The organism is Pseudomonas spirodelae (assembly GCF_034653255.1).
Classification (GTDB): domain Bacteria; phylum Pseudomonadota; class Gammaproteobacteria; order Pseudomonadales; family Pseudomonadaceae; genus Aquipseudomonas; species Aquipseudomonas spirodelae.
Map to the genome: position 1 here is coordinate 124460 of NZ_JAYEET010000023.1, position 9132 is coordinate 133591.

Consider the following 9132-nt stretch of genomic DNA (forward strand, 5'->3'; position numbering starts at 1 on the left):
TATGTGACAGGTACGACATGCTGATAGGCTACATGCGGGTATCGAAGGCGGACGGCTCCCAGGCTACCGATTTGCAGCGCGACGCGCTGATTGCCGCCGGGGTCGATCCAGTACATCTTTACGAGGACCAGGCATCCGGCATGCGCGAGGATCGGCCCGGCTTGACGAGCTGCCTGAAGGCGTTGCGAACTGGCGACACACTGGTCGTGTGGAAACTGGATCGGCTCGGACGCGACCTGCGACATCTCATCAACACCGTGCATGACCTGACTGGGCGCGGCATCGGCTTGAAGGTATTAACCGGGCACGGCGCGGCCATCGACACCACGACCGCCGCCGGCAAGCTGGTCTTTGGCATCTTCGCCGCCCTGGCCGAGTTCGAGCGCGAGTTGATCGCGGAGCGCACGATTGCCGGCCTAGCCTCGGCCCGCGCGCGCGGGCGGAAAGGCGGCCGGCCGTTCAAGATGACCGCCGCCAAGCTGCGGCTGGCGATGGCGGCAATGGGTCAGCCAGAGACCAAGGTCGGCGACCTGTGCCAGGAACTTGGCGTCACGCGGCAGACCCTGTATCGGCATGTTTCACCCAAGGGTGAGCTACGTCCAGATGGCGAGAAGCTACTCAGCCGAATTTGATGCCGGCATGAGGCAACGTAGCGACAGCGTGGTTTGTCTCAATGGGAAGCGCTCATGATCGATCTTTGAAGGCCCGCAGCAGTCGTGTCACAGACAGGACGAACAAACCGGTCAGCGTGAGGGCTGCGATACCCCAGTACTCTCCGATGAACGCGCCGGCCGTCGTGCCGGCCAGCACAATGGCGAGAATCGGCAAATGGCAGGGACAGGTGAGCACGGCCAGCGCGCCCCACAGGTAGCCGGTGATCGGTTTGTGCGTCTCGGACGGCAAGCGCTCGGGGCTGTTCATGGCAGACTCTCCGCGTGCTGTGCCGGCTCGGTCGGCATGGTGGCCAACTGCACCTCCAGATCGGCCAACGCTTCGCGCCGACGCTCGACGAACTGGCGCAGAACGGCAAGCTGCGCGGCCGCTTCATCGCCGTCCGCAGCATCCAGCGCCCGGCACAGCCGCGCCAGCGCGTCCAGGCCGATGCCCGCCTCGAAGGCCGCCCGCACGAAGCACAGCCGTTGCAAGGCGGCATCATCGAACAGGCCATAGCCGCCCGGGGTGCACGCCACCGGACGCAGCAATCCGCGCAGCAGGTAGTCGCGCACGATATGCACGCTCACCCCGGCATCAAGGGCCAGCCGGGACACGGTGTAGGCGCTCATTGAAAACCTCCTTTTTTTATCCAGCGCAGCAGGAAAGCTGCTTCACGTCCTTGTTGAAGGTCTGCGCCGCAAGCTTCAACCCCTCGACCATTGTCAGGTAGGGGAACAACTGGTCGGCCAGTTCCTGCACCGTCATGCGGTTGCGGATGGCGAGCACCGCCGTCTGGATCAGTTCGCCCGCTTCCGGGGCCACCGCCTGCACGCCGATGAGCCGTCCGCTACCTTCCTCGATGACCAGCTTGATGAAGCCGCGTGTGTCGAAGTTGGCAAGCGCTCGCGGAACGTTGTCGAGTGTCAGCGTGCGACTGTCGGTCTCGATGCCATCGTGGTGCGCTTCCGCCTCGCTGTAGCCCACGGTGGCGACTTGCGGGTCGGTGAACACCACTGCCGGCATCGCGGTCAGATTGAGGGCTGCGTCGCCGCCGGTCATGTTGATCGCGGCACGGGTGCCGGCGGCCGCTGCCACGTAGACGAACTGCGGCTGGTCGGTGCAGTCGCCGGCCGCGTAGATGTTCGGGTTGCTCGTGCGCATGCCTTGGTCGATAACGATGGCCCCTTGCGCATTGACAGTGACCCCCGCCGCGTCCAGCGCGAGGCTGCGCGTATTCGGTGCCCGACCGGTGGCAACCAGCAACTTGTCAGCGCGCAATTCACCGTGTCCGGTGGTCAGCACGAATTCGCCGTTCACATGGGCGACCTGGCTGGCTTGCGTGTGCTCCAGCACCTCGATGCCCTCGGCGCGGAAAGCGGCTGTCACGGCCTCGCCGATGGCCGGGTCTTCCCGGAAGAACAAGGTGCTGCGTGCCAGGATCGTGACCTGGCTGCCGAGCCGGGCAAAGGCTTGCGCCAGTTCCAACGCCACCACCGACGAACCGATCACGGCCAGGCGTGCGGGAATGGTGTCGCTGACAAGCGCTTCGGTGGAAGTCCAGTAGGGTGACTCTTTCAGGCCCGGAATCGGCGGCACGGCCGGACTGGCACCGGTGGCGACCAGGCAGCGGTCGAACGTTACCTCGCGCTCGCCACCCTCGTTCAAACGGACGACCAGGCTCTGGTCGTCCTTGAAACGCGCTTCACCGTGCAAAACGGTGATGGCTGGATTGCCGTCCAGGATGCCTTCGTATTTGGCGTGCCGCAGTTCATCGACACGGGCCTGCTGCTGGGCCAGCAGTTTGCTGCGGTCAATCGCAGGCACAGTTGCCGCAATACCGCCGTCGAACGGACTTTCCCGGCGCAGATGGGCAATATGGGCAGCGCGGATCATGATCTTGGACGGCACACAGCCGATATTGACGCAGGTGCCGCCGATGGTGCCGCGTTCGATCAGCGTGACCGTCGCGCCTTGCTCGACGGCCTTCAGCGCCGCCGCCATCGCGGCCCCGCCGCTGCCAATGATGGCGATATGCAAACCGGCGCCCTCAAGTGCATCACGGATTTTTGGTTCATCTTTGAAATCACCAACCCGGATCGAGCCTTGATAACCCAATGCGGCGATGGCGGCCAGCAGTTGGTTGTGGCTCACGGCGGTGTCTGCCATGACTTGCGCGCGGCTTTCTGGATAGGACACCACAGCGGCATTCACGCCGGGAATCTTTTCCAAAGCATCTTTGACATGGGTGGCGCAGGATGTGCAGGTCATGCCATTCACGGTGATTTCGGTCATTTTTTTACTCCATTGAATTTCGGGGTGCAGCAGGCATCGGCTTGGCGTTTTCGTTGGATGGCGTAGATGGTCAAGCCGATGAAAATCGCCAGCGCAGGCAGCAGCACATAGTCCAGATAGCCGGTCAGCGCGGACAAGCCGACCACACCGAGCAAAATGACCAGAACAGGGGTGAAGCAACACAGCGCCACGAGGGTTGTGCCAATGATGCTGACCCGCAGCAGTGTCTTCGGGTCTTTCATGATCAGTTCTTGACTGATGATGGGTAGCCCGCATCCTCGGTAGCCTTGGTCAGTTTCTGCACGCTGGTCTTGGCATCATCGAAGGTGACCACCGCTTCGCGCGTCTCGAAGGTCACGTCAACTTTACTGACGCCATCGACCTTGGAAATCGCCTTCTTGACAGTGATCGGACAGGCCGAGCAGGTCATGCCCGGTACGGACAGCGTAACGGTCTGGGTGGCGGCCCACACGGGGGCAACAACGGCAGCGAGGGCAAGGGCGGAAAGCAGCTTTTTCATGGTGAACTCCTGTGATCAATAGAAAAATGGCACGACGTAGGGAAATCCGAGCGCGACCAAAACCAGCACGGCCACGCCCCAGAAAATGAGCTTGTAAGTAGCTCGCACTTGGGGAATCGCGCAAACCTCACCCGGTTTGCAGGCGGCTGACGGCCGGTAGATGCGCCGCCAGGCGAAGAACAACGCCACCAGCGCCACGCCGATAAAGATGGGGCGATAGGGTTCCAACACCGTCAAGTTGCCGATCCAAGCGCCGCTGAACCCCAAGGCGATCAGAACCAGCGGCCCGAGGCAGCAAGCCGAGGCGAGGATGGCGGCCAGCCCGCCAGTGAAGAGCGCGCCGCGCCCGTTTTGAGGTTCAGACATACGTTTGTCCTTTCGAATCTGAATTGGATAGCTTAAGCTTACTTCCGTAGTTATGTACGGAGTCAAGCGATATGGAAAACAATTTGGAGAACCTGACCATTGGCGTTTTCGCCAGGACGGCCGGGGTCAATGTGGAGACCATCCGGTTCTATCAGCGCAAGGGCTTGCTCCCGGAACCGGACAAGCCTTACGGCAGCATTCGCCGCTATGGCGAGACGGATGTAACGCGGGTGCGCTTCGTGAAATCAGCCCAGCGGTTGGGCTTCAGCCTGGATGAGATCGCCGAGCTGCTGCGGCTGGAGGATGGCACCCATTGCGAGGAAGCCAGCAGCCTGGCCGAGCACAAGCTCAAGGACGTGCGCGAGAGGATGGCTGACCTGGCGCGCATGGAGGCCGTGCTGTCTGATTTGGTGTGCGCCTGCCATGCGCGGAAGGGGAACGTTTCCTGCCCGCTGATTGCGTCACTGCAAGGGAAGAAAGAACCGCGCAGTGCGGACGCGGTGTAGCCCGAGGGAACTACGCCTTAGCGTGCTTTATTTTCCGTTTTCTGAGGCGACTCCAACGTCAGAAAAGACCGTGCGGTCGACTTTTGATATTTCGTGCTGTCGCCTTCTGAAAGTGACATTAAGGCCGGCGATGGACGCCTACCTCCCGCATGGCGAGGCGCGTGATCAGATGCCTGAGTCTGGTCATGGCATAGGTCGGTATTCTATTAAGTGTAAAAATGTTTGCAGTGACTCTGCAGTTTCACAGGGCACTGCGTAAGGGTTTGTATTTCTGGATAGATTTATATATGTTATAACGTAACGTTTATGGTGAATTTCAAATTATTCCTCTTTTGAAGTTGCCGCCGCCGCCGTTAACGTACTTTGATGTAATAGCGTGTAGTTCCCCATGAGCCATTACTGGTATTTCCCTGCCTCTCATATACCTGCTCGCTGAATAGTGGTAGTTCTTTGATTGTGATGATTTGGCCATTTTTCAGTTCTGGTTCACCCTCTTTGAGTAGAATTGACTCACTAAATCGATAGAATCTTCCTTCTCTTGCTATATGTCCGAGCTTTCTGAGGAGTTCAATAGCTGCGTCAAGTCGCTCGCTATTTGCGCGCCCTCTTAGTGTGCTGGGGCCATACTGCTTTATTTTGGTTAATGAAAGCCTAGTCGCTGCCCCTGACATCAGGTCGGTTAAGGCGGTCTCTCCTTTATTTCTATTTTTGAGTGGGTCGTCGTCGTAGGCAGTTGTGAGGAGGTAGTGTGCTAGGAGGTTTGCGTCTGTAACAATCTGTGGCTCGCTTGCCAAGTTTTTAATGAAGTGGCTTGAGCAGTTCTGCGAAAACTTCCAACAAAACTCCAAGGTGACGTAGTCAATTTCGGTATCGCTGTCTGAGTGGCGCTCGAAAGTATGCAGAATGGCCGCTAGGCGGCTGGTATTCTCCAGTAACTTGGAGGCGTGATCTTTTAGGTAATGGTATAAGCCGTTTTCCTGCATTTGCTTTTCAAGATATCGGCTGTACTGGAACCAGAGGTCTTTTGCTTGCTCCGAGAAAGATAGCAATTGGCGTTCAGGCAATACGGCTGATTCCAAGCGCTCACGGATGCGAGTGTTGAAAGCCTTTCGGCGTGGAAGCTCAGTTAGTTTTTGATCTGTGCGCTGACCAGCCATGGCGCGGGGTTTTACTACAAGAAAGCGTGCGAGGAAGCCTGTGCCGCGCGCCTCTTCGCCGCGCTTGCCCATAAAGCGGCTGATTACACTCGGCTGTGCCATTAGCGATAGTGTTAGACGGGCTTTTTGGAGAACGAATCCTTCTCTGGAAATGCGATCCACGATCACGCTGTTTCCATCCCATAAGGTATTGAGCTTGTCGAGTTCACCCAAGGCTTTGCCGCTGAAAATACTGCTTGCTTCGCTTGTTAGCAGGCAGCCATTCGGTGCGTTTTCGTAAAGCATCTGTACAAGGGCCTGGGGGGTAGTGTCCTCATAGAGAAACTTGGCCGAGCGAACTGGTTGTGGCTCGGCTCTAACATGCTCAGCGATTTCCTTCAGAGATGCTTGCGTGGCGGTCTCGTCTTCTTGGGCGGCATATCTGCTGTACATGCGCTCTAGGTGTCGTTTGCGAGTGCTCCATAGCTGATACTCGACGCGATGCTCCAGCAAGGCGTCTTCGTTGGCGCGATGCGCTGCATCATTTAGATGATTTATCGCCTCGAAAAAGTTGTTCTGTGTGGTGGTCTTGCGCTCACCAGAGTCCGCGATAGTTAACAGCATTAGCGAGGTCGGTGATGTATGTCCTGGCGGCATCTCTACATCGACATGTTTTTGGCAAGCGGTTGCCATTGCTCCGAAGGCGCACATCATCGCCATCTCACGGGAAACCTGAAGCTCCCGTGCTGCTTCGGTAACTGCTGCCTCAAACAGGCTGTGTTCGCGGAAGGATGGCCATCCCTCTAGGTTGGTAAGAGGGGCGACATCACTTGATTCAGTTTTTTCATCGTCTGTGTAATTCATTAATGTCCGCTTTTTTTGCTGTTTCTAGCAAAAATAGCAGCATATTGTGATTTTTTTCAGTTGTGTAAATTTTATTTTCTCTAAATTTTGGTATGTATCTCCGTCACTGAATCCAGCCAATGCAGACTCGATTGTGGTTTTAGTGGCCAGGGTTAGCTATGGCTGGGAAGTGTCATGGCCCATGTATTTGGGAGGACTCTGCCAGCCGTAAGGGCCTGGTTCGAGTGATTGATTACGTCTACCGGGTTGCTGGCAGTTTTTTTATATCGCCGTTGCCAATCCTCTGAGCCATACAGAGGAGCCCGCTCATGCGAATCATCCGACTGAAAGAAGTCATCGACTCGACCGGTCTCGCCCGGTCGACTATCTACAAGTACATCTCGGAAGGCACCTTCCCTAAGCCGGTATCTCTGGGCGACCGTTGTGTCGGTTGGGTCGACATCGAGGTGCACGATTGGATCCTGGCCAGGATTGAGGAGCGTGACCTGGCCGAGGGAGCTGCTGTGCGCTCCGCCAGCCACCTAAGTATGGCCAGCTAGAACTATCCACCTGCGCCATGATTGGCTTCGGCTGGTCATGGCGTTTATGTCGCATGGAAGGGGCTGGATTCTCAGCTAACTCCCCCAAGCTCCAGGTGATTCCATTTCTCGCCTAGCAAGGCAATGTTGCTCCCCATTGTCTTGCTAGGCCGGGATTGCCGCTGTGGCTCGGAGCGGGATCTAGTTATATAGCTCTAGACTATCAATCCATAACTACGCAATAGCCTGAACACTGATAGCCACACAGCCACCACTACCCAGCCAATGGGATAGGTCATCGGTTAAATAAAAACACATCACGCCCCTGATATGCCTCCAACCAATCAGGTGCACAACGATGACCCAACGACGCAGCTACACCTACCCATCACAGTCCGATATCGCCATCCGGATTGAGCGACTCGTCAACGCCATCCAACGTACAGATAGCCAAGCCTTCGGTATCACGTACTCGAAGCATGGTGATGAACAGGTCACTGCAACCCGGCTGTCAAAATACTTCGATGGGATCGAACAGATGGTCGCTCTGTTCGAGTGTGATGTGGTGTATGACTACAGCTCGCACTTGAACCTTTTCCGAGAGGCTTGTCAGTCCATTGGGGTTGAACTAAGCCCGTGCGGCATTACCTGCTTGGACGAAGGCGAAACACGCTATCTGAGCACCAGCGAGACGCTGAACGAACTGACCAAGCACATCCGAACGCTGCTCACCAAAAAGCGATACAAACGCTGGGAGCCAGATCGGCGTCACCAAGCGATTAAGCAGGAAGTTGAGATCGGTCGCTACGTTGATGTTGTGCTGGATCGTTACGCCCGCACCTGCGTGATTCGGTTGGATCTTTACTACCACGCCGAGGCGCAAGTTCGATTGCGTGTTGAGCACGTATTCGACGACCTGAGTCGGCTGATTGCTGAGCGTGAGCGTAAGCGAAACCCGATTTTCGACCATGAGACCGGCTACATATGCACCGTTGAGCAAGGCGAGGATCGGGGGTATCACATCCATGCGGCCTTCTTCTTCAACGGTGCTGAAGTGAGTGCCGATATCTACAGAGCGCAGCGGATCGGTGAGCTGTGGGAGCGTATTACCCGTGGTCAGGGCTGCTACAACAACTGCAACCTCGATAAAGACAAATACCAAGACAAGCTGGGGATTGGCCTAATCCATCGGCGAGACCTAAATGCTCGGGCTAACGTGCACCACGCCATGCGTTACCTGGTCAAGAATGACCAGCACCTGCGGCTCAAGCCTGAGGGCGCTCGTTGCTTTCGTAAAGGCCAGGCAAAAAAAGGTGTACAGGGCAGCCAACTGATCCACTGCCCTGCTGGAGTAATGTGAAGAGCAGGCCGGGCCCCTGCGTGCAGCGTGCTAACGCTATGCCTGTGGAATCCTGGCCTACCGATGGTTTAGGCTCCACCCAGGAATCTATGACTGAAGGGAATTCTGGGGTGATAGAAAAAGGAGAGCGCTGCCGGCAGTATTACCAGTCGGTATACGAACGGAATCAGTCAGACTGTTGGCGCTGATGGAAAATTGACCCACCCTGCCGATTGAAATTTGACCCAGGGCGGATTGCTGATTTTGTTACCAGCAACTGTGGATAAGTCTACCAGCGCAGCTGCTGTTGCCCCCACTCCTTCGCTAGCCCAGTTCAGTTGTTTAAGACCTGCCACACGCAGCCATGTAGCAGGCCGTCGTCGCCATGAAATCAGAACGGCTCATCGTCCTCCGGTTCTTGGCCGCCCTTACGCTTTCGCTCCCGTGATTTGATCTTGGCCTGGGCCGCCAAGCTACTGTGTTGCAGGCGATAGGACTCGTTACCGGTTTCGACGATGTGGCAGTGGTGGGTCAGCCGATCCAGCAGGGCGGTGGTCATCTTGGCGTCGCCGAACACGCTCGACCATTCGGCGAAGCTCAGGTTGGTGGTGATCACCACGCTGGTGTGTTCGTACAGCTTGGACAGCAGGTGAAACAGCAACGCACCGCCAGCCTGGCTGAACGGCAGATAACCCAGTTCGTCGAGGATGACCAGATCCATGCGCAGCAGTGCCTGGGCGATCCGCCCGGCTTTGCCGTCGTGTTTTTCGCGCTCCAGCAGATTGACCAGATCGACCGTGGAGTAGAAGCGCACGCGCTTACCGTGCCGGGTGATGCCGGACACGGCCAGCGCGGTGGCTAGGTGGGTTTTACCGGTGCCTGGCCCACCGATCAGCACCACKTTCTGCGCGGTGTCGGTAAAGGCCAGGCTGGCCAG

The 9132-nt window shown here is 57.3% G+C and carries 12 protein-coding genes; 4 read left to right on the plus strand and 8 right to left on the minus strand.

Annotation, left to right across the window (positions count from 1 at the left end):
* Positions 1–17: 17 nt before the first annotated feature.
* On the plus strand, positions 18–632 hold the full coding sequence (locus tag SOP97_RS07785; protein WP_000904941.1) for a recombinase family protein: 615 nt from the start codon (positions 18–20) through the stop codon (positions 630–632).
* A 52-nt stretch (positions 633–684) separates the two neighbouring features.
* Here the strand turns inward: SOP97_RS07785 and merE are convergent, their stop codons facing one another.
* The 6 genes from merE to merT are packed head-to-tail and all read right to left on the minus strand — an operon-like array spanning position 685 to position 3832.
* Positions 685–921, minus strand: coding sequence for a broad-spectrum mercury transporter MerE (gene merE, locus SOP97_RS07790; protein WP_001087809.1), 237 nt, complete (start codon positions 919–921; stop codon positions 685–687).
* Positions 918–1283, minus strand: a complete 366-nt coding sequence (gene merD, locus SOP97_RS07795; RefSeq protein WP_003465059.1) for a mercury resistance co-regulator MerD — start codon at positions 1281–1283, stop codon at positions 918–920. The genes merE and merD overlap by 4 nt, the downstream gene beginning before the upstream one ends.
* 16 nt (positions 1284–1299) lie before the next feature.
* The gene (gene merA, locus SOP97_RS07800; RefSeq protein WP_000136268.1) at positions 1300–2946 is read right to left on the minus strand and encodes a mercury(II) reductase; all 1647 of its coding nucleotides are present in this window, start codon (positions 2944–2946) and stop codon (positions 1300–1302) included.
* Positions 2943–3188 carry a mercury resistance system transport protein MerF gene (gene merF, locus SOP97_RS07805; protein WP_000654684.1) on the minus strand — a complete coding sequence of 82 codons (246 nt, stop codon included), beginning with the start codon at positions 3186–3188 and terminating at the stop codon, positions 2943–2945. The genes merA and merF overlap by 4 nt, the downstream gene beginning before the upstream one ends.
* A gap of 2 nt (positions 3189–3190) precedes the next feature.
* The gene (merP, locus tag SOP97_RS07810) at positions 3191–3466 is read right to left on the minus strand and encodes a mercury resistance system periplasmic binding protein MerP (RefSeq protein WP_000735441.1); all 276 of its coding nucleotides are present in this window, start codon (positions 3464–3466) and stop codon (positions 3191–3193) included.
* 15 nt (positions 3467–3481) lie between these two features.
* Positions 3482–3832 carry a mercuric ion transporter MerT gene (merT, locus tag SOP97_RS07815; RefSeq protein WP_001294667.1) on the minus strand — a complete coding sequence of 117 codons (351 nt, stop codon included), beginning with the start codon at positions 3830–3832 and terminating at the stop codon, positions 3482–3484.
* 71 nt (positions 3833–3903) lie between these two features.
* On the opposite strand from merT, the gene merR reads away from it, so the two are divergent.
* Entirely contained in the window at positions 3904–4338 is a 435-nt protein-coding gene (gene merR / locus SOP97_RS07820) for an Hg(II)-responsive transcriptional regulator (RefSeq protein WP_000429838.1), read from the plus strand.
* Positions 4339–4691: 353 nt separating this feature from the next.
* Here the strand turns inward: merR and SOP97_RS07825 are convergent, their stop codons facing one another.
* Positions 4692–6338 (minus strand): YfjI family protein, encoded by a 1647-nt coding sequence (locus SOP97_RS07825; protein ID WP_322948832.1) that lies wholly within the window; start codon positions 6336–6338, stop codon positions 4692–4694.
* Between the two features lie 308 nt (positions 6339–6646).
* Between SOP97_RS07825 and SOP97_RS07830 the strand changes: the two genes are divergently transcribed.
* Both SOP97_RS07830 and SOP97_RS07835 read left to right on the plus strand, forming a co-directional pair.
* Positions 6647–6877: a helix-turn-helix transcriptional regulator gene (locus SOP97_RS07830; RefSeq protein WP_322948833.1), complete on the plus strand. Its 231-nt coding sequence runs from the start codon at positions 6647–6649 to the stop codon at positions 6875–6877.
* Positions 6878–7214: 337 nt separating this feature from the next.
* Positions 7215–8216, plus strand: coding sequence for a YagK/YfjJ domain-containing protein (locus SOP97_RS07835; RefSeq protein WP_322948834.1), 1002 nt, complete (start codon positions 7215–7217; stop codon positions 8214–8216).
* 370 nt (positions 8217–8586) lie between these two features.
* On the opposite strand, the gene istB is transcribed toward SOP97_RS07835, so the two are convergent.
* On the minus strand, positions 8587–9132 hold a 546-nt coding region (istB, locus tag SOP97_RS07840), incomplete at its 5' end, for an IS21-like element ISPst3 family helper ATPase IstB (RefSeq protein WP_322948835.1).